The sequence below is a fragment of the Kribbella swartbergensis genome (genome assembly GCF_054784135.1).
This window is the reverse complement of the sequence record NZ_BAAGPM010000008.1, coordinates 337,028-360,694: the sequence shown is the minus strand read 5'-3', so window position 1 is coordinate 360,694 and position 23,667 is coordinate 337,028. Positions and strand designations below refer to the sequence as shown.

Annotated in this window: 21 protein-coding genes; 11 read left to right on the top strand and 10 right to left on the bottom strand. The window is 69.1% G+C overall.

Annotated features, from left to right (window positions below; genetic code table 11):
- Positions 1-104: 104 nt before the first annotated feature.
- Complete coding sequence (locus ACYVOK_RS05400) at positions 105-734, top strand: NYN domain-containing protein (RefSeq protein WP_460661112.1); 630 nt, start codon at positions 105-107, stop codon at positions 732-734.
- A gap of 104 nt (positions 735-838) precedes the next feature.
- Here the strand turns inward: ACYVOK_RS05400 and ACYVOK_RS05395 are convergent, their stop codons facing one another.
- Positions 839-2,188, bottom strand: coding sequence for a serine hydrolase domain-containing protein (locus tag ACYVOK_RS05395; protein ID WP_460661111.1), 1,350 nt, complete (start codon positions 2,186-2,188; stop codon positions 839-841).
- An 86-nt stretch (positions 2,189-2,274) separates the two neighbouring features.
- Between ACYVOK_RS05395 and ACYVOK_RS05390 the strand changes: the two genes are divergently transcribed.
- The gene (locus ACYVOK_RS05390; protein WP_460661110.1) at positions 2,275-5,508 is read left to right on the top strand and encodes an AfsR/SARP family transcriptional regulator; all 3,234 of its coding nucleotides are present in this window, start codon (positions 2,275-2,277) and stop codon (positions 5,506-5,508) included.
- 10 nt (positions 5,509-5,518) lie between these two features.
- Here the strand turns inward: ACYVOK_RS05390 and ACYVOK_RS05385 are convergent, their stop codons facing one another.
- From ACYVOK_RS05385 to paaI, 5 genes are all read right to left on the bottom strand, one after another.
- A complete protein-coding gene (locus ACYVOK_RS05385; protein ID WP_460661109.1) occupies positions 5,519-6,145 on the bottom strand; it encodes a TetR/AcrR family transcriptional regulator in 627 nt (208 codons plus the stop codon).
- 126 nt (positions 6,146-6,271) lie between these two features.
- Complete coding sequence (locus tag ACYVOK_RS05380; RefSeq protein WP_460661108.1) at positions 6,272-6,793, bottom strand: DinB family protein; 522 nt, start codon at positions 6,791-6,793, stop codon at positions 6,272-6,274.
- A gap of 230 nt (positions 6,794-7,023) precedes the next feature.
- On the bottom strand, positions 7,024-8,325 hold the full coding sequence (paaK, locus tag ACYVOK_RS05375; protein WP_460661107.1) for a phenylacetate--CoA ligase PaaK: 1,302 nt from the start codon (positions 8,323-8,325) through the stop codon (positions 7,024-7,026).
- Positions 8,326-8,340: 15 nt separating this feature from the next.
- The gene (gene pcaF, locus ACYVOK_RS05370) at positions 8,341-9,543 is read right to left on the bottom strand and encodes a 3-oxoadipyl-CoA thiolase (RefSeq protein ID WP_460661106.1); all 1,203 of its coding nucleotides are present in this window, start codon (positions 9,541-9,543) and stop codon (positions 8,341-8,343) included.
- Positions 9,540-9,983: a hydroxyphenylacetyl-CoA thioesterase PaaI gene (paaI, locus tag ACYVOK_RS05365; RefSeq protein WP_460661105.1), complete on the bottom strand. Its 444-nt coding sequence runs from the start codon at positions 9,981-9,983 to the stop codon at positions 9,540-9,542. Before paaI ends, pcaF begins: the two co-directional genes overlap by 4 nt.
- Before the next feature lie 84 nt (positions 9,984-10,067).
- On the opposite strand from paaI, the gene paaN reads away from it, so the two are divergent.
- The 3 genes from paaN (at position 10,068) to ACYVOK_RS05350 (ending at position 13,755) form a co-directional block, all read left to right on the top strand.
- Positions 10,068-11,735 carry a phenylacetic acid degradation protein PaaN gene (gene paaN / locus ACYVOK_RS05360; RefSeq protein ID WP_460661104.1) on the top strand — a complete coding sequence of 556 codons (1,668 nt, stop codon included), beginning with the start codon at positions 10,068-10,070 and terminating at the stop codon, positions 11,733-11,735.
- Positions 11,728-13,101 carry a serine hydrolase domain-containing protein gene (locus ACYVOK_RS05355; protein ID WP_460661103.1) on the top strand — a complete coding sequence of 458 codons (1,374 nt, stop codon included), beginning with the start codon at positions 11,728-11,730 and terminating at the stop codon, positions 13,099-13,101. The genes paaN and ACYVOK_RS05355 overlap by 8 nt, the downstream gene beginning before the upstream one ends.
- Before the next feature lie 135 nt (positions 13,102-13,236).
- Complete coding sequence (locus ACYVOK_RS05350) at positions 13,237-13,755, top strand: flavin reductase family protein (RefSeq protein WP_460661102.1); 519 nt, start codon at positions 13,237-13,239, stop codon at positions 13,753-13,755.
- On the opposite strand, the gene ACYVOK_RS05345 is transcribed toward ACYVOK_RS05350, so the two are convergent.
- Positions 13,740-14,204, bottom strand: coding sequence for a MarR family winged helix-turn-helix transcriptional regulator (locus tag ACYVOK_RS05345; RefSeq protein ID WP_460661101.1), 465 nt, complete (start codon positions 14,202-14,204; stop codon positions 13,740-13,742). The genes ACYVOK_RS05350 and ACYVOK_RS05345 overlap by 16 nt on opposite strands.
- A 61-nt stretch (positions 14,205-14,265) precedes the next feature.
- Here ACYVOK_RS05345 and ACYVOK_RS05340 point away from each other — a divergent pair, with 61 nt between their 5' ends.
- The 5 genes from ACYVOK_RS05340 (at position 14,266) to ACYVOK_RS05320 (ending at position 19,803) form a co-directional block, all read left to right on the top strand.
- Positions 14,266-14,733, top strand: a complete 468-nt coding sequence (locus ACYVOK_RS05340; RefSeq protein WP_460661100.1) for a PNPOx family protein — start codon at positions 14,266-14,268, stop codon at positions 14,731-14,733.
- A gap of 179 nt (positions 14,734-14,912) precedes the next feature.
- A complete protein-coding gene (locus ACYVOK_RS05335; RefSeq protein WP_460661099.1) occupies positions 14,913-16,190 on the top strand; it encodes an ABC transporter substrate-binding protein in 1,278 nt (425 codons plus the stop codon).
- A 43-nt stretch (positions 16,191-16,233) separates the two neighbouring features.
- Positions 16,234-17,133 carry a carbohydrate ABC transporter permease gene (locus ACYVOK_RS05330; RefSeq protein ID WP_460661098.1) on the top strand — a complete coding sequence of 300 codons (900 nt, stop codon included), beginning with the start codon at positions 16,234-16,236 and terminating at the stop codon, positions 17,131-17,133.
- The gene (locus ACYVOK_RS05325) at positions 17,130-18,035 is read left to right on the top strand and encodes a carbohydrate ABC transporter permease (RefSeq protein WP_460661097.1); all 906 of its coding nucleotides are present in this window, start codon (positions 17,130-17,132) and stop codon (positions 18,033-18,035) included. Before ACYVOK_RS05330 ends, ACYVOK_RS05325 begins: the two co-directional genes overlap by 4 nt.
- A gap of 133 nt (positions 18,036-18,168) precedes the next feature.
- Complete coding sequence (locus ACYVOK_RS05320; protein WP_460661096.1) at positions 18,169-19,803, top strand: hypothetical protein; 1,635 nt, start codon at positions 18,169-18,171, stop codon at positions 19,801-19,803.
- Here the strand turns inward: ACYVOK_RS05320 and ACYVOK_RS05315 are convergent, their stop codons facing one another.
- Positions 19,804-20,646, bottom strand: a complete 843-nt coding sequence (locus ACYVOK_RS05315; RefSeq protein WP_460661095.1) for a hypothetical protein — start codon at positions 20,644-20,646, stop codon at positions 19,804-19,806.
- Positions 20,647-20,725: 79 nt separating this feature from the next.
- Between ACYVOK_RS05315 and ACYVOK_RS05310 the strand changes: the two genes are divergently transcribed.
- Positions 20,726-22,510 carry an NHL domain-containing thioredoxin family protein gene (locus ACYVOK_RS05310; protein ID WP_460661094.1) on the top strand — a complete coding sequence of 595 codons (1,785 nt, stop codon included), beginning with the start codon at positions 20,726-20,728 and terminating at the stop codon, positions 22,508-22,510.
- Here the strand turns inward: ACYVOK_RS05310 and ACYVOK_RS05305 are convergent.
- Both ACYVOK_RS05305 and ACYVOK_RS05300 read right to left on the bottom strand, forming a co-directional pair.
- The gene (locus tag ACYVOK_RS05305; RefSeq protein ID WP_460661093.1) at positions 22,500-22,751 is read right to left on the bottom strand and encodes a DUF6458 family protein; all 252 of its coding nucleotides are present in this window, start codon (positions 22,749-22,751) and stop codon (positions 22,500-22,502) included. The two genes, ACYVOK_RS05310 and ACYVOK_RS05305, sit on opposite strands and share 11 nt — an antisense overlap.
- Positions 22,752-22,887: 136 nt before the next feature.
- Complete coding sequence (locus ACYVOK_RS05300; RefSeq protein ID WP_460661092.1) at positions 22,888-23,658, bottom strand: DUF4097 family beta strand repeat-containing protein; 771 nt, start codon at positions 23,656-23,658, stop codon at positions 22,888-22,890.
- Positions 23,659-23,667 lie beyond the last annotated feature (9 nt).

The following is a 23,667-nucleotide window of genomic DNA, read 5'->3' as shown; positions in this document are numbered from 1 at the left end:
CCTGATCTCGGGCTGCCCCGGCCATCCCGGGGCAGATTGAACTCCTTGTCCACAAGGGAGTTCTAGGCGCCGTCGTGCCGCGACCAGATGACTAGCCTGGTGCGGTGCGGATCAACGTGTACATCGACGGCTTCAATCTGTACTACGGCTGCCTCAAGGGGCGGCCGTACAAGTGGCTGAACCTCGAGACGATGTGCGACCTGTTGCTGCGCCGGTTCGACGTACAGCGGATCCGGTACTTCACCGCCCATGTCAAAGAGCGTCCGGGGAACCCGCAGGCGCCGGTTCGGCAGCAGGCGTACCTCCGCGCCCTCGGCACGCTGCCGAGGGTCGAAGTGCACTACGGCAGCTTCCTCACCAAGCCGACCCGGATGCTCCTGGCCAACCCGCCTGCCGTCGGACCGCGGACAGTCGAGGTGATCAAGACAGAGGAAAAGGGTTCCGACGTCAATCTGGCGACGTACTTGCTGGTGGACGCCTTTCGGAACGACGCCGACGCCTTTGCCGTCGTGAGCAACGACTCGGATCTCACCGAGCCGATCCGGATCGTCCGGCACGAGTTGGGCAAGGTGGTCGGACTACTCAACCCTCAGCCGGTACCGAGTCAGCGCCTGCTTCGTTGCCGGCCGACATTCGCCAAGCAGATCCGGCCTGGCGTTCTCGGCGCCAGCCAGTTCCCCCAGAAGGTTGTGGATGCCGCGGGGTCGATCATTCACAAGCCCGAAGACTGGTGAAAAAGCAGAAGCCCCACCGAAGTGGGGCCTCGCACCCAGCCACCGAAGCAACTGGGGGGATGCTCAAAGGTTAGCCGATGATCCGTCCTCCGGCAACCGAGGACTCAGCGCAGGTGCTCGCCGAAGGCCAGGGGCTGGCGGGTGCAGAGGTAGGTTGCCCAGTGCAACTTTGTGGGGGTGCCGTCGGGGGCGCGGGTGATGCGGAGGAGTTCGCCGGTCTCGCGGCCCGAGATGGTGCGGTAGACGTCGTCGGAGACGCGGGTGAAGACCGCGGGAGCGAGGTGTTCGGCGGCTGCGGGGGACTTGGCCTGGAGCCGGCCGTTCTTGACGGAGAACACGAACGGGCTGCCTTCGGAGAACCAGGTCCCCAGCACACCCTGCAGTTCCGGCGGGACCGCGGTGCCCGGGACCCACGGCTCCTCGGCCAGCGGGTCGTCCTCGAGGACCTTGATGATGAGGTCGGTGGCGAGGGCGCCGGGTGCCGGTGCGGAGGTGGAGCTCTGCAGGGCGATGCCGGCCGTACCGGAGGGCCGGTGCACGAAGGTCGACGTGATGTGACCCGGCATGCCGCCGTCGTGGCCGACGAAGATGCGGTCACCGCGCCGCAGCAACATGAAGCCGAGGCCGAACGCGAGCTGCCAGCGGTCCATGTCGGCCATGATCTGGACCTGGCACATCTCCTCCAGGGTGTCCTTCGACAGCACCTCGTCGACCGGGTCCGCGACGAACATCGCCCACTTCGCCAGGTCCTCCGCCGTACTCGCCAGCCCGCCGCAGGCGTCCATCGAGCCGATGTCGAGCAACTGCTCACGCACCGGTACGTCGGAGAACGGCGGCACGTAGTAACCGACGGCCGCCGGTCCGCCGTCCATGCCGACCGTCGTACGGCGCATCTCCAGCGGATCGAGGATGCGGGCCTTGATCGCGTCGTACCAGGGCCGGCCGTCGAGCCGGGCGACGATCTCGCCGAGCATCGAGTAGACCAGGTTCGAGTAGTGGAACCGGTGATGCGGCTTGCCGACCCGTTCGGCGGCGTTCCAGCCGGCCACCAGCTCCTCGCGGTCCGGGAACTTCATCACGTCCCAGACGTCACCGACGGGTTCGCGCTGCATGCCGCTGGCGTGGCTGAGCATCTGCCGCACGGTGATGCCTTCGTGCTTGCTCTCCGGGATCAGCTGCTCGACCGTGTCGTCGAGGCTGAGCTTGCCCTCGTCGCGCAGCGCCATGATCGCGACCGCGGTCAGCGTCTTGCTCTGCGAGGCGATCAGGAACTGCGAGTCGGCGGTCGGCGGGACGCCCGGGTTGTCCAGGTCGGCCGATCCGACCCCGGTCGACCAAACCAGCGACCCGGCCCGGGCGACGGCGGCCACCACCCCGGGAACACGTCCCTTGGCCTGCCGTTCGGCGACGATCCTGGTGAGAGCTGTCTGGGTCTGCGCGGCGATATCGGTCACGACTGCCGACCTTAGGTGAAGGAGGGGACAAAAGGCAGGGGTATTCGGACAGACGGATGTGCAAGGCTGGGCGGGTGCGCATAGCGGTGCTTGGGCCTCTCGCGATGTGGGCGGCCGACGGGACTCCGCTGGACGTCCGCGGCGTCCGGCTGCGCGGACTGCTCGCCAGGCTCGCGCTGAGCGCGGGGAAGCCGGTGAGCGTCGAGACCCTGGTGGACGGTCTGTGGGGCAGCGAGGCCCCGAGTGCGAACGCCCTGCAGTCCCTGGTCTCCCGCCTGCGCGCCGGTCTGCCCGTCACCGAGTCGAGCATCTCGGTCCGGTCCGGTCCGGCCGGCTACACGCTCACCATCGCTCCGGACTGCGTCGACGCCCTCCAGTTCGAGGATCTGGTACGGCGGGGACGCGGCCTGATCGGCTCGGATCCGGAGAAGGCGTGGACCCTGCTCACCCAGGCGGACAGGCTGTGGCGCGGAGACGCCCTCGCCGACCTCCGCGATCTGCCGTTCGCCGCGATCGAGGCCGACCGTTTGGCGGAGCTCAGGCTCGCCGCCACCGAGCACCTCGCCGAGGCAGCCGTCAGCTGCGGACACGGCCGCGAGCTGATCGCCGAGCTCGAGCGCCTCGCCGCAGCACACCCGCTCCGCGAGCGCCTGCACGAGCTCCTGATCAGGGCCCTGTACGCCGATGGCCGCCAAGCCGAGGCCTTGGCGGCGTACGAGCGAGTCCGGGAGACCCTCGGCTACGAGCTCGGCACTGATCCAGGGACCCGGCTCCGTGACCTGCACCTCGCCGTACTGCGCGGAGAATCGGTGGATCCGCCCGCGGCCACGGCCGTCGTGCCGGCGGCCTCCCCGATGCCGCGGCACAACCTGCGCGCCCCACTGACCAGTTTCGTCGGGCGGCGTGAGGACGTGGCCGAGCTGGCGCGGCTGCTGAGCGACGGGACTCGCCTGGTGACGATGGTCGGCCCAGGCGGCGCCGGCAAGACCAGGTTGGCCACCGAGACCGGCCGGGCGCTGGTGGACCAGAGTGGTGACGGCATCTGGTTCGTCGAACTCGCGCCACTCGGCGACGCGGCCGATGTCGCACCGACGGTGCTGTCCGCGCTCGGCGCCAGCGAGTACGTCGACGATCTCCGTACGTCGCTCGCACCGAAGCACTTCCCGACCAGCCGGGCCGCGACCGCGCGACTCGTCGAGGTCATCGCGGACCGCCGGATCCTGCTCGTCCTCGACAACTGCGAGCATCTGATCCAGGAGGTCGCCGGCCTGGTCGACTCGTTGCTCGCGGCCTGTCCGCGGCTCCGGGTTCTCACGACCAGCCGCGAGCCGCTGAGCATCCCGGGTGAGCACCTGCACCCGGTCGGGCCGCTGGGCCTGCCGCCCGAGGACGACACCGACGACCAGTACCCGGCCGTGCAGCTGTTCGTCGACCGGGCGCGCGCCGTACGACCCGACTTCGCGCTCAACGACGCCAACCGCGCGGCGGTCGCGGAGATCTGCCGTCGGCTGGACGGGATGCCGCTGGCGATCGAGTTGGCGGCCGCACGGCTGCGGGCGCTGACACCGTCGCAGATCGTCGACCGGTTGGCGGACCGGTTCCGCTTGCTCACCAGCGGTTCGCGAACCGCGCTGCCCCGGCACCAGACGTTGCGGGCGGTCGTGGAGTGGAGTTGGGAGCTGCTCGACCCGGACGAGCAGGCCGTCGCGCGGCGGCTTTCGCTGTTCTCCGGCGGCGCGACGCTGGAGGCCGCCGAGCAGGTCTGCAGTGACGACGACCTTCCGTCGGAGTCCGTGCTCGGCGTACTGGCGTCCCTTGTCGACAAATCGCTCGTCGAGGCCGCGGCCGACGACAGGTCGGTGCGCTACCGCATGCTCGAGACGGTTCGCGCGTACGGCGCCGAGCAGCTGAAGGCAGCGGGTGAGCACGAGCGCTTCCGCCAAGCGCACACCGCGTACTTCAGCCGGCTCCTCCGGCAGGCCCGGCCGAAGCTGCGCAGCGCCGAGCAGATCCACTGGATCGCCCGGCTGAACGCGGACAACGAGAACCTGCTGGACGCCTTGCGGACCGCGATCGACAGCGGCTCGGCCGGTACGGCGGTCGAACTCGTCGCGGCCCTCGGCGAGTACTGGAACATGTGCGGTCGCCCGGCCGAGGGCGTCAACTGGATGCAGGCCGCGCTCGCCGTACCGGGGCCGAGTTCACCGGCCGACCGGGCGTCGGCGCTGATGCTGCTCTCGCTCGGCATCCTGTCGACCGGTGAGGATCCGGACGAGGCGTTCCCACGGGCGGTGCGGGGGCTGGCCGAGGTTCGGTGGCTGAGCCGGCGGCACGAGCAGGTCGCGACCTCCGGCGTCGGCCTGTTCACCAACGCGATGTGGGCGGCGATCCGCCGGGACAGGGCCGCATGCTTCCGCGAGCTCGAGGCGGCCCGGAGGCACGACGATCCGTGGACCCGGAACATGGGCGTGATGATGACCGCGATGTTCCGCGAGAACGACGGCTACGTCGACGAGATGGCCGCCGACCTGGCCGTCGCACTCGACGGATTCCGGGCACTCGGCGACCGCTGGGGAACCTCGCTGGCCTTGCGTGGGCTCGCCAGTTTCCAGAGCAACAAGGGTGAGCACGAGGCCGTACTCGCATCGCTCGCCGAGGCGCTCGACCTGCTGCAGGAGCTCGGTACGACGGACGGCGTACCGCAGACCCTCGGTCAGAGCGCGATGAGCCGGGTCGAGCTGGGCGACCTGGACGGCGCGCGGGCCGATCTGCAGCGCGCGATGCAACTGGCCGAGGAGACCGGTTCGCGCAGCGGCCAGGGGATGGCGTACGCCGGGATGTCGCGGATCGCGCTGCGGACCGGAAAGCTCGACGAGGCCAAGGAACTGGCCGAGCTCGCGTACTCGATGCTCGACCTCGAGGCCGAACGGATGGCGCCGCACGGTCAGGCGATGATGCTGTCGCAGCTGAGCCGGGTGAGCGTCGCGCGCGGCGAGCTCGAGGAGGCGGTCGGCTACAACCGCACGGCGATGGAGCTCGGCCTGACCACCGAGGACATGCCGCTCACCGCGCTCATCGTCGAGGGCGCCGCCGAGGTGGACCTGCTGGCGGGCGATCACGAGCCGGCCGCCCGGCTGCTGGGACTGGCGGCGGCCATGCGCGGTATGCGCAGCATTCCCGGCGCCGACGTCCGCTCTACCTTCGACCGGTTGCGAGAGTCGCTCGGCGCGGAGACCTTCGAGCAGGCGTACGACGCCGGCGCCTCGTTGACCCGGGACGAGGCGATCGCCGAACTCCGCAAGCGCTTCAGCTCGTCATGACGCGCGCGGTTCAGCTCGTCATGAGCTGGACGGCCAGGTCACCCAACGCCTGCTGCACGGTCTGCTCGGGCGGCCGCGGGTCGGCCAGCATCCAGTCGTAGACGACGGTGTTGACCGCGCCGAAGAAGCACAACCCGAGGAACCGGAAGTCCTTGGTCTTGATCTCGCCGCGGGCGACCGCGGTGTCGCCGAGGTCCTTCACGCTCGAGATCATCAGCTCCCGGAACGCGATCCGCTGCTCCTCGACCGCCGGACTGGTCCCGACCACTTCGACGAACGAGATCCGGGCCCGGCGCAGGTCGGCCATGATCGTGCGCAGGTAGCTGCCGACCGCCGCCTCGATCCGCTCCCGCACCGGCCGGTCCACGGTCGCGCGCAGTGCGTCGCCGGTGCTGCGCACCGCCAGTTCGATCACCTGCGCGTGCACCGCGAGCAGCACGGCCTCCTTGTTCTGGAACTCGTGGTAGAAGTGCCGGGTGGACACTTTCGCCTGTGTGCACAGGCGTTCCACCGACGTCGCGGGATAACCTTCGGTCCCGAACAACTCCAGCGCCGCGGCCAGCAACCGCTCGCGCCGTGCAGCCTTCCACTCCTCGACTGACCGCCCGGAATAACGGCGTACGGAGGGTTCCCTCATCACACCTCTTGTCGCTACCCCGTGCCAGATGCCGGACATCCTATCCACCCCTCGGCGTCACTGTCGCCGGGCTTTGCGCACCGGACGGTCCCCGCCCGGCGAAGACCATCCGGTGCCCGCGTGGTGTCAGTTCATCCGCTGGTAGCCGGTGGCTCCGTCGACGAGTTCCCGGATGATGTCGAGGTGGCCGACGTGGCGTGCGGTCTCCTCGATCATGTGGCAGAGGATGTAGCGCAACGACGCCGCCTTCTCCGCCGGGACCCCCTGTTCGACGGCGTCCAGCGGGAGATCGGCGATCGCCGCGTCGGAGAGCGCGCACTCGGCGTGGTACTCGTCGAGCAGTTGGGCCAGCGGTACGTCGTCGACGAACATCTCGGCGTCCGGGTGGCCGCCCTCGGTCCAGGGGGTCTGGCCGGTGTCGGGGACACCGAGGAGGCTGAGCTGGAACCACGAGTACTCGACCCACCGCAGGTGTGCCACCACGCCCGCCACGGTCATCAGCGGTGAGGTGGGCAGAACCTTGCGGTGGGCATCTTCTTCGCTCAGCCCTTCGCACTTCATCCGGACGAAGGAACGTTGCAGGTCGAGCCATCCGGTCAACTGCGTGCGCTCGTCGGCGGTCAGCGGCGGACGGTGTACTTCGGTCATTCGAAAGCTCCTGGTGTGTGGAGCCACCCGTTCTCAGCCGCGGGTACGGCGGACGGGCAGCACGACGGTCTGACTCGACATCGCGCTCACCTCCTCTCCGCCGCCGGGGGTGTCGATCCCACCGGCACCAGCACCCTACCGACGCGACGCCGGCTACGAAACCCGATTTCCACCAGCGTGGAAGCGATGCCCGACTGGGTTACCCGGCACGCTGGTGTACCGTGCGGCGCTCAGCCGGCTCGGTTGTCCTTGATGCGTTTGGCTTTGCCGAGGGAGCGTTCGAGGGTGTGGGGAGCGACGACGTCGACGGTTGCGGTGATGCCGATGTGGTCTTTGATGCGGCGGGTCAGGTGGGCCGCGGCGGAATCGTGGTCGGTGAGGGTGGGGGCGGCTTCGACCTGGACGGTGAGTTCGTCGAGGCGCCCTGGGCGGGTGAGGATGCAGAGGTAGTGCGGGGTCAGGCCTTCGACCAGCAGGATCTGTTCTTCGATCTGGCTGGGGAAGACGTTGACGCCGCGGACGATCATCATGTCGTCGGTGCGGCCGGTGATCTTCTCCATCCGGCGCATGCCGGGCCGTGCCGTGCCCGGCAGCAACCTGGTGAGGTCCCGGGTGCGGTAGCGCAGTACCGGAAGGGCTTCCTTGGTCAGTGTGGTCAGGACCAGTTCGCCGACTGAGCCGTCGGGCAGTACGTCGCCGGTGACCGGGTCGATGATCTCAGGGTAGAAGTGGTCCTCCCAGATGTGCAGGCCGTCCTTGATCTCGACGCACTCCTGGGCGACACCCGGGCCCATCACTTCGGACAGCCCGTAGATGTCGACCGCGTGGATCCCGGTCCGCTGCTCGATCTCGGCCCGCATCTGCTCGGTCCACGGCTCCGCTCCGAAGATCCCGATCCGCAACGAGGTGTCGTGCGGGTCGAGCCCGCGCGCCTCCAGCTCGTCCACGATGGCGAGGAAGTACGACGGGGTGACCATGATGATCCGGGCGCCGAAGTCGCGGATCAGGTCGACCTGCCGCTCGGTCATCCCGCCCGACACCGGTACGACGGTGCACCCGAGCCGCTCGGCGCCGTAGTGCGCGCCCAGTCCGCCGGTGAACAACCCGTAGCCGTAGGCAACATGGCACACGTCCCCCGGCCGTCCGCCGGCTGCCCGGATCGACCTGGCCATAAGGTCGGCCCAGTTGTCCAGGTCGCGGCGGGTGTACCCGACCACGGTCGGGCGTCCCGTCGTACCCGAGGACGCGTGCACCCGCACGACCTCCGACCGCGGTACGGCGAACATCCCGAACGGATAGTTGTCCCGCAGCTCGGCCTTCCCGGTGAACGGCAGCCGGCTCAGGTCGTCGAGCGACTTCAGGTCGTCCGGCGCAATCCCGACAGCATCGAGGGCCGCCCGGTAATGCGGGACGTTCCGGTACGCCGTTCTGATCGTTGACTGAAGCAACGACAACTGGCGGGACCGCAGCTCGTCCACGGACAGCCGCTCGCCGTCGTCACGAAGCTCCTCGGGACACGGCTCGCCGAGCATCACAAGACCTCCCGGTCAGGGTCGGGCGAACAGGGTCGCGATGCCCTGGCCCACGCCGATGCACATGGTGGCCAGCGCGTACCCGGCGTCGCGATGGCGAAGCTCCAAGGCGGCGGTGAGAGCGAGGCGGGCGCCCGACATCCCGAGCGGGTGGCCGAGGGCGATGGCGCCGCCGTTCGGGTTCACGTGCTCGGCGTCGTCGGGGAGGCCGAGTTCGCGCAGTACGGCGAGGGACTGGGAGGCGAAGGCCTCGTTGAGTTCGATCACGCCGATGTCGGCCAGGGCGACGCCGGTGCGGTCCAGCAGTTTGCGGGTCGCGGGCGCCGGGCCGATGCCCATGATCCGGGGCGGCACTCCGGCCGCCGCCGTACCGACGATCCGGGCGAGGGGAGTGACGCCGAGTCGCTCGACCGCCTCGCCGCTCATCACCAGCAGCGCGGCCGCGCCGTCGTTGACGCCCGACGCGTTCCCCGCGGTGACGGTGCCCGGCGAGCGGAACGGCGTCTTCAACCCGGCCAGCGCTTCGAGCGACGTTTCACGGGGATGTTCGTCGACGTCCACGACCGTCACCGTGCCACGCTTCCCCGGGATCGGGACCGGCACGATCTCCTCGGCCAGTCGCCCGTTCGCCTGTGCCTTGGCCGCACGCTGCTGGCTCCGCAGTGCGAACAGGTCCTGATCCTCGCGGGAGACGGCGAAGTCCTCGGCGACGTTCTCGGCCGTCTCCGGCATCGAGTCGATCCCGTACTGCTGCCGCAGCACCGGGTTCACGAACCGCCAGCCGATCGTGGTGTCGAAGATCTCGGCCTGCCGGGAGAACGCGGTCGTTGCCTTCGGCATCACGAAGGGCGCCCGCGACATCGACTCGACGCCGCCCGCGACGACGATGTCGTTGTCCCCGGCAATGATCGACCGGGCCGCCGACGCGACCGCGTCCAGGCCGGACCCGCACAGCCGGTTGATCGTCGTACCGGGCACCGAGTCGGGGAGCCCGGCCAGCAGCACCGCCATCCGGGCCACGTTCCGGTTGTCCTCACCGGCCTGGTTCGCGCAGCCGAGGATGACGTCGTCGATCGACGCAGGGTCGATGGAATGCCGGGCGAGCAATGCCGAGACCGCATGTGCCGCCAGGTCGTCCGGCCGGACCGCGGCGAGCGCTCCGCCGTACCGGCCGATCGGCGTACGTACGCCGTCCACCACGAATGCCTCACGAGTCATGGCAGTTCCTCCGGAAGGATGGTGCCGGACAGTTGGCGGCTGCGGCCGCGGAACTCGGCGATGACCTCGTCACCGCGCCGGACCGTCACGTCGTAGATCGCGTTCCGGCCGTAGGACGTCCGCTCCCTGGCCTCCGCGACGAGCAGGTCGCCGCGCTTGGCGGGGGCGACGAAGACGATGTCGCAGGTCTGCGCGACGGTGACCCGGTTGCGGGAGTTGCACGCGAACGCGAACGCGGAGTCGGCCAGGGTGAACACGAATCCACCATGCGCGATACCGTGCCCGTTCACCATGTCCTCGCGGACCGGCATCTCGATCCGGGCGAATCCCTCGCCGACCTCGGCCAGCCGCATCCCCAGGCCGGCGCTGGCGGTGTCCTCCGCCCACATCTTGGCCGCCACCCGGGCCGCCAGTTCGTCACCCATACGTGTGTGCCCCATCGAGAAGAAGGCTTGTGACACCCTATCGCCGGTCGCGGCATCGACTGTAACATCACAGAGGTAGATCCCGAGCTTGGAGGACCGATGAACGACTGGCTGGCGACCCATCGTGAGCGCCTCGACGACGCCGTGCAGGCGATCCGCAGCCGGGGCTACCACTCCGCCTTCCCCGAGTCGCCCAGCCCGCGGGTGTACGGCGAGACCGCGGCCGCCGACGGCAAGGCGGCCTTCGAGCGCTACCTCGGTACGACGTTCCCGCTCGAGACACCGGGGTCGCGGGGCACTGTCGTCAGCGAGCACTCGCCGTACGGGCTCGAGCTCGACATCGCCTACCCCCGGGTGGTCGAGGACGGGCTGGACGAGTTGCTGGCGGCTGCCCGCAAGGGCATGACGGAGTGGCGTGCGGCCGGGGTCGACGGCCGGACCGGGGTGGTGCTGGAGATCCTCGACCGGCTGCACAAGCGGGTGTTCGAGTTGGCCAACGCGGTGCAGCACACCAGTGGGCAGGCGTTCGTGATGGCGTTCCAGGCCGGTGGCGCGCACGCGCTGGACCGGGCGCTGGAGTCGGTGGCGTACGCGTACGAGGAGATGAACCGCTACCCGGCCGAGGCGACCTGGGAGAAGCCGGCCAAGGGGGACCCGATCCGGATGGAGAAGACGTTCACCGTCACCGGTCGGGGAGTCGCGCTGGTGATCGGGTGCAACACGTTCCCGACCTGGAACTCCTGGCCCGGCCTGTTCGCATCCCTGGTCACCGGCAACGCCGTCGTGGTGAAGCCGCACCCGCTCGCCGTCCTGCCGCTGGCGATCACCGTCCAGGTGTGCCGCGAGGTGCTCGGCGAGGCCGGCTTCGACCCGAACCTGGTGACGCTGGCCGCCGAGCGGGCCGGTGACGGTCTGGCCAAGCCGCTGGCGACCCGGCCGGAGGTGAAGCTGATCGACTTCACCGGCAGCAGCGAGTTCGGCGAGTGGCTCGAGCAGAACGCGACCCAGGCGACCGTGTACACCGAGAAGGCCGGGGTGAACGCCGTCGTCGTCGACTCGACCGACGCGTTCAAGGCGCTGTGCGGGAACCTCGCGTTCACGCTGTCGCTGTACTCCGGCCAGATGTGCACGACCACCCAGAACATCTTCGTCCCGGCCGGCGGGATCGAGACCGACGAGGGGCACAAGTCGTTCGACGAGGTCGGCGCCGGGATCGCCGCCGCGATCGGCAAGTTGCTCGGCGACGACGCCCGCGCGGTCGAGATCCTCGGCGGCATCGTGAACCAGGCCGTGATCAGCCGGCTCGAGCTGGCCCCGGAGTACGGCGAGGTCGTCCTGGAGTCGCGGGCGATCCAGCACCCGGCCTTCCCGGACGCGGTGGTGCGGACGCCGCTGCTGGTCGCGATCGACGCCAAGGACGACCAGGTGTACGGCCGGGAGTGCTTCGGGCCGGTGTCGTTCCTGGTGCGGACCGCCGACACCGCGGAGTCGATCGATCTGTTCCGCAAGACCGCCGCGGAAGGCGGCGCGATGACCGCCGGGATCTACTCGACCGACGCCAAGATCCTGGATGCGGCGCGCGACGCCGCCCTCGACGCGGGCGTCGCGTTGTCGGAGAACCTGACCGGTCAGGTGTTCGTGAATCAATCGGCTGCTTTCAGCGATTTCCACGGCACCGGCGCGAATCCTGCCGCCAACGCGACATACACCGACGGCGCTTACGTTGCGAGTCGCTTCCGCGTCATTCAGTCTAGGCGTCATGTCTGATCGTGAGTCACTGCAGGAAGTCCTGACCTATTACCGCAGCTGGCTTGCGTTCAACCAGCGCTATCTGCGGGTCCCCGGCGTCCAGGCGGCCGTGTACGCCGAAGGTTCGGTGGTGTTCTCGGCGGCCTTCGGGCTGGCCGACCTCGAGACCGCCGAACCGCTGACCGAACAGCACCTGTTCCGGATCGCCTCGCACTCCAAGACGTTCACGGCGACGGCCGTGCTGCAACTGGTCGAACAAGGACGGCTGCGGCTGGACGACAAGGCCGGCATGCACGTGACCGAACTCGTCGGCACGCCGCTCGGCGAGCTCACCCTGCGGGACCTGCTGAGTCACGCCGGCGGCGTGACTCGCGACAGCGCGGAGGCGGACTTCTGGCAGCTCGCGCAGCCGTTCCCGGATCGCGAGAAGCTGTTCGCGGTCCTGCGATCGCCGGAGTCCGCGATCATCGAGGACAACGAGCGGTTCAAATACACGAACATCGGCTACGGCCTGCTCGGCCTGGTCGTCGAGGCCGTCACCGGCAGTTCGTACAACGACCACGTCCGTACGGAGATCGTCGAGAAACTCGGCCTGACCGATCTGGGTCCGGAGCTCGATCCGGCCCGGATCTCGGAGTACGCCGCCGGCTACAGCTCGCTGGCGTACGCCGAGGAGCGGGTCCCGATCGATCACGTCGACACCCGGGCGCTGGCGTCGGCGACCGGGTTCTACGGCAACGCGCGGGACCTGGTCAGCTACTTCTCCGCCCATCTTCCCGGCGACGCGCGGCTGCTGACCGACGGGTCGAAGCGGCAGATGCAGCACCCGTTGTGGCAGACCGGTGACAAGGACTGGCCGAAGTACGGGCTCGGCCTGCAGATCGCGAAGGTCGGCGAGCGGCAACTCTTCGGGCACGGCGGCGGCTACCCCGGCCACATCACCCGGTCGCTGGTCGACGGATCCGCCGGTATCGCCGTGTCGGTGCTGACCAACGCGATCGACGGGCCCGCGCAGCAACTCGCCGAGGGGTTGTTCAAGCTCCTCGACCTGGCTGCGTCGGAGGAGCGCGGTCCGACGGCGGATCTCACCCGGTTCACCGGCCGCTATGCGAACCTGTGGGGCGTCAGCGACATCGTCGTGCTCGGCGGCCGGCTCTACGCACTGGATCCGACCTCCGAGGATCCCGCCGCCGAGCCGATCTCCCTCGAGGCCGACGGCGACTCCCTGCGGGTCACCGGCGGTTCCGGCTACGGCGCGTACGGCGAGTCGTACCGCTTCACCTTCGGGCCCGCCGGTGAGGTCCAGTCGGTCCGGAGCTCCAGCGGCCTCCTCGCCCACCCCATCGACCGCTTCACCCTCCCGCCCCGGGTAACAACAGGGTAAGTACCGTGCGGGGTATGACGATGCATATGGCCGGGCCTCCGGCGCCGGCGGGTCATGGGGCTTTGGCTCCCGGCCTTCCCTCGTCGCTCCGGTCGCTTCGCTCCCTGCGCTCCTCAGTCCAGGCCGGGAGGCCCCATGACCATCCACGGTGATCACCCGTTTCTGCCGCCTGAGTCGGAGCGGAGTCCGGTGCGGCGGTTGCGTGGGCGGCTGCCGTCGCCGGTCGGGCTCTGGACCACGACGTACGACGGGAAACGCGCGGGCCTGACCGTGTCGTCGATGCTGGTGGCCGACGGCGAACCCGGCGCGGTGATCGGGTTGATCGACCCCGACTCGGACCTCTGGGAAACGTTGCGGGAGGCAAGGACCGCGGTGGTCTCCCTGCTCGGGGCGCCGCACCGGCAACTCGCCGACGCCTTCGGGTACGTCGCGCCCGCGCCGGGCGGCCCGTTCCGGATGATCGACTGGACCGACACCTCCTGGGGGCCGGCGCCGGTCGGTGTCAGCACCTGGGCCGGCTGCACGCTGGTCTCCACCGAGCCGCCCGAGGTCGGCTGGGCACTCCAGGTCCAGCTCGAGATCGCCCACGTCGAACTCGGCCCCGACGAAACCCCCGCCCTGGTGCACCGCCGCGGTCGCTACTTCACGCTCTGATTGCGGATCCGTTCCGCCTGCTGGTCCTGGAGTTCCTCTCCCTGGACCAGGAAGCGGTGGATCGTCTCCAACTCCGTCCGGGTGTAGCGGGACAGTTGCGCCGTACCCGCGGGCCTGATCGGGCCGTACAACTTCTCGATCCGCTCCTCCGCCAGCGGGGTCGCGGTGACCAGCACCCGGCGACGATCGGTCTCGTCCTTGGTGCGGACGGCGTACCCGGAACTCTCGAGCCGCTCGATCGCGGCCGTCGTCGCCGCCGGGCTCAGCCCCGCCTCGACCGCGAGCCGGCCGGCGGTCATGCCGCCGTTCTGCAGCAGCAGCCCGATGCACAGCAGGTCGGTCCGGTTCACTCCCAGCACCTCGGCCGCCGCCGCGTCCACCCGGTCGGTCGCGTTCTGGAACCGCACGACCGCCGCGGTGATCTCGGCGATCAGCATTTGTTTCGACACTCGAAACAATTTACCATCGACTCCAATGTTTCGACGGTCGAAATAATTTGGAGGTCTCGCGATGGCTGTCACCACCCCACTGCCCGGCTGGCTGAAGCCGGTGAACCGGCTGGTCAAGCTCCTGTCCCGCGCCGGTCTGCCGCTCGGCACGATCCACGTCCTGTCGGTGCCCGGTCGGGTCAGCGGTGCGATGCGGGCGACACCCGTGTCACCGCTGACCGTGGACGGCGGGCGGTACGTCGTGAGTCCGGTGCCGAGCTCCGACTGGGTCCGGAATGCGCAGGCCGCCGGCTGGGGTGTGCTTTCCGCCGGGCGGAAACCGGCCCGGGTCCGGCTGGAGGAGGCCGCCGATCCGGCGGAGAAGGCAGCGGTGCTGCGGGCGTTCCCGGCCGAGGTGCCGAATGGCGTGCAGTTCTTCGTCCGCGTCGGCGCGGTCACCAGCGATTCCCCCGACGAGTTCGAGGCGGCCGCGCCGAGGTGCGTCGTGTTCCGCGTAGTTCCGTCACAAACGCGCAATGTCACTGCGTGAAGGGCTCGCCAGGCGGCTGGATGTGCGCGCTCTCACACGCTGACCGCGCCGGGGGTCACGGCTGCGCAACGCGCCTGCGCGGAACGTTGACACCCGGCGCGCGGCGTGCCCAGAGTTGGGCCGTCAAGGGGGCATCGTTGTCACAGGCGGCTTCCATGAGCTGAGCGGAGAGTGAAAACATGCGTGGTGGTCTGAGCAGGACCGTCGCGGTGCTGGGTGCGGCGGGTCTTCTCGCGGTCAGCGCTTGCGGAAACAGCGACGACGGCGGCGGAAGTGGAGACGCGGCGGCCACCAAGGACGTCACCGTCTTCACCTGGTGGGCCGACGGTGGTGAGAAGGCCGGTCTGGACGGGCTGGTCTCGGTGTTCAACACCGAGTGCAAGGACTTCAAGTTCGTCAACGCGGCGGTCGCGGGTGGTGCCGGCTCGAACGCGAAGCAGGTGCTGTCCAACGACCTCGCCTCGGGCAACCCGCCGTCCACGTTCCAGGCGCACGCCGGCGCCGAGCTCGCCGACTACATCAACAACGGTCAGGTCGACGACGTCAGCGGGCTCTACCAGGAGTTCGGCCTGGACAAGGCGTTCCCGCAGAGCCTGATCGACAACCTGACCGTCGAGGGCAAGATCTACTCGATTCCGGCCAACGTGCACCGGGCGAACGTCGTCTGGGCCAACCCGACGGTGCTGAAGAAGGCGAACCTCGACGCGACCAAGGCGCCGGCCACCGTCGACGCGTGGATCGCCGACATGGACAAGCTGAAGGCCGCCGGGGTGAAGGCTCCGCTGGCGATCTCCAAGGGCTTCGCGCAGGAGATGCTGGTCGAGGCCGTGCTGCTCGCCGAGCTCGGGCCGGACAAGTTCACCAACCTCTGGAAGGGCGAAGGCTGGGACGGCGCCGACGTGACCGCGGCAATCGAGAAGTACAAGAAGCTGCTGTCCTACACCAACGCCGACCGCGAGGCGATCGACTGGCCGGACGCGCTGCAGTACGTGAACAAGGGCCAGGCCGGCTACACGCTGATGGGTGACTGGGTCGCCGCGCAGCAGCTGGCCGACAAGGTCCCGGACACGGCGTACACCTACTGGCCGGCTCCGGGGACGGCGGGCAACTTCCAGTACCTGGCGGACTCCTTCACGCTGCCGACGAACGGGAAGAACCCCGACGGTGCGAAGTGCTGGCTGAAGGTCGTCGGCTCGGCCGAGGGCCAGAAGGCGTTCAACACCAAGAAGGGCTCGATCCCGGCCCGGTCGGACGCCGTACCGGCGGACTACCCGAAGTACCAGCAGGCCGCGATGGCCGACTGGAAGAAGGACAAGATCGTTCCGTCCTGCGCGCACGGCGCGGCCTGCTCGCTGGGTCAGAACAACGACATCCTGTCCGCGATCAGTCAGTTCAGCGGCAGCCAGGACGTCGCCAAGCTGCAGGCGGCGCTCGGCACCGCGATGAAGAAGAGCTGATGCCGGACGAGTTGCGGACCGGCCCCGGTCTGGAGTGCTGACCATGCACGGGAGAATTCGTACCTGGGGACCTGGTGCCCTGGTCCTGCTGCCGACAGTGCTGCTGCTCGGGTACTTCGTCTACGGGTTGATCGCGTGGTCGTTCAACACCTCGCTGACCGACCGGCACACGGCCCGCAGGGGCCCGGCCGACTACGTCGGGTTCGAGAACTACGCGAACCTGTTCGGCGAGGACCGGTTCCTCAACTCGCTGAAGAACCTCGGCGTGCTCACGGTGGCGTTCATCGTGGGCACGCTGATCTTCGGCCTGGTCTGGGCGCTGCTGCTGGAGAAGGGCGTCACCGGCGAGGGGATCTTCCGGTCGATCTTCCTGTTCCCGATGGCGATCTCGATGATCGCCTCCGGGGTGGTCTGGAGCTGGTTGCTGAACCCGTCGCAAGGTGACGAGGCGCGCGGCCTGAACCGGCTGTTCTCGATCGTCGGCCTGAACTTCCTGGAGAACTCCTGGTGGACCGCGGGGAGTCGATGGACGACGATGATGTCCATCGCCCTGCCCGCGGTCTGGCAGCTGTCCGGCTACATCATGGCGCTGTTCCTGGCCGGATTCCGCGGCATTCCGGGGGAGCTGCGCGAGGCCGCCCGCGTCGACGGCGCGAGCGAGTTCAAGCTGTACCGGCACGTGCTGTTCCCGCAGCTGTCGCCGATCGCGCTGTCGGCGCTGATCATCCTCGGCCACATGTCGCTGAAGCTGTTCGACCTGATCTACGCGATCACCGGGCCGAACCAGTTCCGCACCGAGGTGCCGGCGGTCTACATGTGGAACACGTTGCTCCGCAACGACATGGCCAAGGCGGCCGCGATCGCGATCGTCCTGCTGGCTGTTGTCGCCGTCCTCGTCATCCCGTACGTCGCATACACCGTCCGGCAGGAGAGCGAAGAATGACCGCCGTAGAGGCTGAGGCCGCCACCGGTAGGGCCGCCGCGGCGATCAGCCGGAAGCCGCGCCGCGGCGCCATCGCGGACGGCACGACCCGGACCAGCCGCACGGTGAAGTACCTGCTGCTGCTGTTCTTCCTGCTGTTCGTGCTGACCCCGGTGTACGTCGTACTGATCACCAGCTTCAAGACGGCCGCCGACACCACCGCCGCCGCGCAGTGGTCGTTGCCGGAGACGTGGACGCTGGAGCCGTGGCGCAAGGCGTGGGACGTGCTGCAGCCGTACATGATCCGGTCGCTGTCGCTGGCGATCCCGGCCGCGATCATCTCGTCGATGATCGGCTCCGCGAACGGGTTCGTGCTGGCCCGCTGGCGGTTCCCGGGCGCGAACCTGGTGTTCGCGTTCATCCTGTTCGGGATGTTCATCCCTTACCAGGCGGTGATGCTGCCGCTGCGGACCACGTTCCAGGAGCTCGACGTGACCCGCGGCGTGCCGACGCTGATCGTCGCGCACGTCATCTACGGCATCCCGATCTGCACGCTGATCTTCCGGAACTACTACGCCACCATCGTGCCGAACGAGATCATCGAGTCGGCCCGGGTGGACGGGGCCGGTCTGATCCAGACCTACGCGCGGATCATCCTGCCGATCTCGATCTCCGGGTTCGTGGTGACGCTGATCTGGCAGTTCACCTCGGTCTGGAACGACTTCCTGTTCGCGCTGTTCCTGACCCAGCAGAACAACGGTCCGGTCACGCTCGGACTGGCCGCACTGTCCGGCGGGCAGAAGGTCGACTACGCGGCCAGCATGGCGGGTGCGCTGATCACCTCGTTCCCGACCCTGCTGGTCTACATCCTGCTCGGCCGCTGGTTCATCGGCGGTCTGATGGCAGGGGCCCTGAAGGGCTGATGCACGTCGTCTGCGGCCCGGGCTACTCGATGCACGGGCCGCAGTCGTGCGGTGACGGCGTGTCGACCTACTTATCCACAGGACGCGCGCAGGGGCCTGCGGCGGACCGGGACCGGACGGTAATGTCGCGGACGTGACCAAGTCACCACGAGGCCGGAACGGACGACCAAGCCACCTGCGGCTGGTCGGTTCCACCCCCGGCCCGACCCAGCGCCCCCCGGCGGGTGTCGACGTCGACACCACGCCGAGTGTCGCCGTGCTGGACACCTTGCTGGAAACACTGTCCCTCGACCTGGCCGCCGCGCCCCGTTCCCTGCATCCGGTGATCGCGGAGGCGTCGGTGGCGCGGTCGGCCGCGATGCTCGCCGACCAGTTGTGGCCGGCCGGGCGTCCGGACGAGATCGGCGAGGTGGAGCGGTTCTTCTGGGCCGACGCCGCCCGCGTGCTCGGCGAGCGCCGCGACCCGGAATCCTTTGTCCTGTTGACGAGTCTGGCCCGCACGGTCGGTCCGGCCGGGCGGTTGCCGCTGCAACGCGCCCACCTGTCCCGGTTGCGTACCGAGCCCGAGGTGCCGGACTGGGTGACCCGGATCGCCGGGTTCCGGCTGACCAGCGCGATCGTGTCGGAGGACATCACCGGTGACGGGCTGAGCGTCGTGCTCGACTACGACGACGACCGCCATCCGCACACGGTGGTGGTGTTCATCGACAACAACCTCGGCGCGATCGTCAAGGACGTCTTCGTCGGCCCACCGGTGGACCGGGTGCTGGAGGCGTACCAGCGCGGCGGCCGGGTGACCATCCGGACGGTCCGGCCGCCGACCGCGGCCGGCATCATCCTGCAGGCACTGGGCGAGACCAACGACTTCGACGACCCGCCGGTGACGGAGGACTTCGAATTCTTCTCCGCCCTGCTGGTGAACCGGCTGACCCAGTTGCCGGAGCGCCCGATCCGGCCACCGGTCCGGCCGTTGCTGTCACCGCGGCAGCGCGAGCAACTGGTGGGCGAGTTCCTCGACTCCCGGTTCGCCGCGGGCCTGTCCGCTGACGCCGCCGACATCGTCCGGTTGTGGATCGACCACGCGGTGGACCACACCGTCGGCGGTCCGTTGCGGGTCAGCGCCGTACTGGTCGAGCTCTTCCTCGCGCACTGGCTGCCCCGCAAGGTGCTTGCCGACAGCACCTACTTCGAGGCCGTGCCGGTGGTGGTGAAGGCGTGGCTGGAGTTCGCGGGGGAGCGGACCCAGTTGGCCCTCGACGTGATCGACGAGGCGATCGACGCGGTGGATGTGTGGACGCCGGCACTCGAGGCCGCGGCGATGATCGACCCGGTCGGTTCCACCCCGGGTGAACGCGTCTTCCTCGACGACACCACCAACGACCTCGAGGACGCGTACCGGGCGCTGGCCGGCCTGGGTTCACCACCGCAGCCGGACCTGCGCGGACTGGACAAGTCCCAGGCGGCGACGTTGTCGGTGCTGGCCCCGCACGCCTGGCTGATGGCCGGCGAAACCCTGGGGACGACGTACGCCCCGGACGCCTTCGACATCGCCGAGCGCCTGGTCCGGGATGCCCCGGACCTGCTGGCCAAGGCCCGCCTGTCCACCTGGCCGCGAGCGATCGTCTGGCTGCTCGCCCACCGCCACCGCCTCGTCGGCCCCGGCGAAGCGCTGACCCCCTACACCCTGGCCGCCGACCTCTCCTCGTCGGCCGCCACCCTCCGCAAGACCGCCAAACTCCTCACCGACACCCTCGTCCTCCCGCGCTGATCAGGGCGGATCCGCGGTCGGTTTCCGGTCGCCGTCGAGGTCGACCGAGTACTTCCTGACCGGCCGGGTGCAGGTCGCGGATCCGGCCGGAATGGAACGCAGCACCTCGCGCCGTCCGTTCTGGTCGATCGGCCCGACGATCTCGCAGCCCTTGTGGACGTACGCCGTACCGTTCCACTCGAACACGTCGCGACTGGTGGCCGGGTTCCGGGTGTTGGCCGGCCAGCCTTCCCGGTAGGTGATCAGCCGGCGGACCCCGGCGAAGTTCGGCTCCTCGTAGGCGTCGACCACCAGGCCGGCCCCACCGACGGTGCCGAACGTCTGCACCGGCGTCGCCGACGGGTCGATCACCCAGGCGATGCCGCTGTGGTTGGTGACGGCGAAGCTGACGAAGAGGTGGTTCGTCACGTCGGTGTCCAGCGCGGTCAGCCCGTAGCCGGGCAGGAACGACTGGATCGGTGACTTCCAGCGCAACCCGCCGGACTTGTCGAAGACCAGGACGGCCGATCCGGCCGAACTGTTCATCAGGTTCTTGTCGACGAGGTCGACGCCGACCGCGGTCAGCTCGCCGGCGCCGTTGGCGATGACGATCGACTTCGACGTCTTGCACTCGAACCCGTCCTGCCGGCATTCCTCGATCGCGTCGCGGACGCGTTCCTCGAGGCTCGGGCTGCCCTTGAACCAGCCGCCGACACGGGTCACGAGGTCGTCTCCGAACAGCAGGACGACGACGGCGACGATCAGGCCGGCCAGCGCGAGTTTGTTGCCGTCCCGGTACCAGGGAGTCTTCGGCTGTTGGGCCGGCTCGGCCGGCGGAGGCTCGGTCTGGTCCACGTCTGGCACCGGGTCATTCTGTCAGCGTCGCCGGGTCGCATGCCGGACCGGCCGGAGTGCCGGTTGAGCCGCGGCGGACAATGGGGCCATGCATGTGCGCGCGCCGGAGCTCAAGGGTCGTGGGTGGTTGAACACGGGTGGCCGGGAGTTGTCGCTCTCGGACTTCCGGGGGCGGTTCCTGCTGCTGGACTTCTGGACGTTCTGCTGTATCAACTGCCTGCACGTGCTGGACGAGTTGCGCCCGCTGGAGGAGAAGTACGGCGACGCGCTGGTGATCGTCGGCGTCCATTCGCCGAAGTTCGCGCACGAGGGCGAGGAGGCGGCCGTCAAGGCCGCGGTGGAGCGGTACGAGGTGAGCCATCCGGTGCTGGACGACCCGGAGCTCATCACCTGGCAGAACTACACCGCCCGCGCCTGGCCGACGCTGGTCCTGGTGGATCCGAACGGCTACATCGTCGCGCAGTACTCGGGTGAAGGTCACGCGCACGCCCTGGACGCCCTGCTGGCCGAGTTGATCGCCGAGCACGAGCAGGCCGGCACGCTGACCCGCGGCAAGTCGCCGTACGTCGCTCCCGCGCCGGAGCCGACCGACCTCCGCTTCCCGGCCAAGGTGGTTGCTCTCGACAACGGCTTCCTGGTCGCCGACGCCGGTGACCACAGCATCGTCGAGCTCGCCGCGGACGCGACCACAGTGGTACGACGGATCGGCACCGGCCGGCGTGGATTCGCCGACGGGGCCGCCGACCGGGCGAGCTTCTCCGAGCCGAACGGTCTCACCCTGCTGCCGCCGGAGGTCGCCGGCCAGCTCGGGTACGACGTCGTCGTCGCCGACACGGTGAACCACGCGCTGCGCGGCGTCAGCCTGGAGACAGGACACGTCACGACGTTGGTCGGCACCGGGAAGCAGTGGATGGACGGCGACGGCACCGACGTGCTGAGTTCACCCTGGGACGTCGCCTGGTGGCGGGACAAGATCTGGATCGCGATGGCCGGCGTCCACCAACTGTGGACGTTCGATCCGTTCACGAAGGTCACGGAGGTCGCCGCCGGGACCACGAACGAAGGCCTGAAGGACGGTCCGCTCGAGGAGGCGTGGTTCGCGCAGACCAGCGGCCTGGCCGTCGACGGTGACCGCCTGTGGCTGGCCGACTCCGAGATCTCCGCGCTGCGCTGGATCGACACCGAGGTGCACACCGCGGTCGGCACCGGCCTGTTCGACTTCGGCCTGCGTGACGGCAAGGCGAGCGAGGCGCTGTTGCAGCACCCGCTCGGCGTGACCGTCCTGCCCGACGGTTCGATCGCGATCGCCGACACCTACAACGGCGCGGTACGGCGCTACGACCCGCGCGCCGAGGTGGTCGACACGATGGCGACCGGCCTGGCCGAGCCCAGCGGAGCTGTTGTCGTCGGCAACGACCTTCTGGTGGTCGAGTCAGCGGCCCACCGGTTGACCCGGATCCCGCTCGGCGCGTCGGCGACCGCGGACGAGTTCAGCACCAGGACGCAGCGGCCGCCGATGGACGTCGCGGCCGGCGAGGTCACGCTCGACGTCGTGTTCACGCCGCCGCCGGGCCAGAAACTCGACGACCGGTACGGCCCGTCGACCCGGCTGCTGGTGTCGTCGACTCCCGAGTCACTGCTGCGCGAAGGTGCCGGCGACTCGACGGATCTCACCCGCCGACTCGTCGTCGACGAGCGCGTCGGGGACGGCGTACTGCACGTCGCCGTGCAGGCTGCGTCGTGTGACGACTCGGACGAAGTCGAGTTCCCGGCCTGCCACATGCACCGGCAGGACTGGGGCGTGCCGGTTCGCGTGACGCCGGGCGGTTCCGCCCGGCTGGAGTTGGTGCTGTCCGGAGCTTCTACTCCTTGATGTCGCCGCGGTGGTGCTCCTCGACCACCCGGTACTCCTCCTCGATCGCCGGGTCGATCGCGTCGGTCTCGACCCGCCGGCGCCGGTTGGTGATGTAGAAGGAGAGCACGATCCCGGCCAGTCCGGCGAGGATCAGGATGTAGCCGACGGCGGTCAGGTTGACAGCGTCCCACGAGTCGCGGACCGCGAACGCCAGGATGGCGCCGACGACCATCAGAAAGATTCCCACACCGATACTCATGCGCGTCCTCGCTTCGCTCCGGTCCTCTGTCTTCGAAGCTACCCCGGTTGCGTGGTGTAATCCATCGACAGTGCGTGTCTGGTACACCACCGGACGACCACTTGGTACCCGGGTGTAAACGCTGCGGCGGCGGTGATCAGCGGGCGTGCAACTCGATGTCACCGCTGGTCGTGGTGGCGTCGATGGTGTGGCCGCCGGCCGGGTCGTCGCCGAGGGCGTTCTCGACGTCACCGCTGCGCGTCTCGGTGCTGACGTTCCAGCCACCACTCGGTGCGGTCACCTCGATGTCACTGCTGGTGCCCTTGGCGCGTACGTCGTTCGCCTCGGCCAGCTCGAGTTCGAGGTCGCCGGAGGTGGTCTCCACGTGGACCGGTCCGCCCTTGAGCCCGGAGGCCTCGATGTCTCCCGAGGTGGCGGTCACGTCGAGCTTGCCGGTCAGGTCCTTGACGACCACGTCGCCCGAGGTCAGGTCGACCTTCACGTCGCCGGTGACGTCACTGATCTCGAACGTGCCGGACCGCGACTTCGCGTCCACACCGCCGACGCCCGTGATCGAGATGTCGCCGCTGCCGTTCTCACCGGTGACCTTGGTCCCGCGCGGAACGGTGACGACGAAGTCGGCGCTGCACTGCCAGCCGCAGTCTCCGTCGAGCTTCAGCACACCGTCGTCGACCGAGTACGCGTCGCCGTGCTTCCACAGCCAGAACCTGCGCTTCTCCTCGACCGTGGTCTTGTCGTCGTCGGAGACCTTGATGGTGATGTCGGCGCTCTTGGCGGCCAGCTGGACCGTGCTGATCCGCTCGCTGATCGCGTGGCCGTCGGTGGAGTCCCGGTCCCCGAACTGCCAGAACGCCAGTGCCGCCCCGGCCACCAGAAGCACCGCCCCGAGCTGCTTGCTCTCAGCCATCATCCGCCT

Excerpts from the sequence above, each read along its gene's own strand:
- ACYVOK_RS05385 (WP_460661109.1), bottom strand. The coding sequence starts at position 6,145 with ATGAGGGAACCCTCCGTACGCCGTTATTCCGGGCGGTCAGTCGAGGAG.
- ACYVOK_RS05380 (WP_460661108.1), bottom strand. The coding sequence starts at position 6,793 with ATGACCGAAGTACACCGTCCGCCGCTGACCGCCGACGAGCGCACGCAG.
- paaK (WP_460661107.1), bottom strand. The coding sequence starts at position 8,325 with ATGCTCGGCGAGCCGTGTCCCGAGGAGCTTCGTGACGACGGCGAGCGG.
- pcaF (WP_460661106.1), bottom strand. The coding sequence starts at position 9,543 with ATGACTCGTGAGGCATTCGTGGTGGACGGCGTACGTACGCCGATCGGC.
- paaI (WP_460661105.1), bottom strand. The coding sequence starts at position 9,983 with ATGGGGCACACACGTATGGGTGACGAACTGGCGGCCCGGGTGGCGGCC.
- paaN (WP_460661104.1), top strand. The coding sequence starts at position 10,068 with ATGAACGACTGGCTGGCGACCCATCGTGAGCGCCTCGACGACGCCGTG.
- ACYVOK_RS05355 (WP_460661103.1), top strand. The coding sequence starts at position 11,728 with ATGTCTGATCGTGAGTCACTGCAGGAAGTCCTGACCTATTACCGCAGC.
- ACYVOK_RS05350 (WP_460661102.1), top strand. The coding sequence starts at position 13,237 with ATGACCATCCACGGTGATCACCCGTTTCTGCCGCCTGAGTCGGAGCGG.
- ACYVOK_RS05340 (WP_460661100.1), top strand. The coding sequence starts at position 14,266 with ATGGCTGTCACCACCCCACTGCCCGGCTGGCTGAAGCCGGTGAACCGG.
- ACYVOK_RS05335 (WP_460661099.1), top strand. The coding sequence starts at position 14,913 with ATGCGTGGTGGTCTGAGCAGGACCGTCGCGGTGCTGGGTGCGGCGGGT.
- ACYVOK_RS05330 (WP_460661098.1), top strand. The coding sequence starts at position 16,234 with ATGCACGGGAGAATTCGTACCTGGGGACCTGGTGCCCTGGTCCTGCTG.
- ACYVOK_RS05325 (WP_460661097.1), top strand. The coding sequence starts at position 17,130 with ATGACCGCCGTAGAGGCTGAGGCCGCCACCGGTAGGGCCGCCGCGGCG.
- ACYVOK_RS05310 (WP_460661094.1), top strand. The coding sequence starts at position 20,726 with ATGCATGTGCGCGCGCCGGAGCTCAAGGGTCGTGGGTGGTTGAACACG.
- ACYVOK_RS05305 (WP_460661093.1), bottom strand. The coding sequence starts at position 22,751 with ATGAGTATCGGTGTGGGAATCTTTCTGATGGTCGTCGGCGCCATCCTG.
- ACYVOK_RS05300 (WP_460661092.1), bottom strand. The coding sequence starts at position 23,658 with ATGGCTGAGAGCAAGCAGCTCGGGGCGGTGCTTCTGGTGGCCGGGGCG.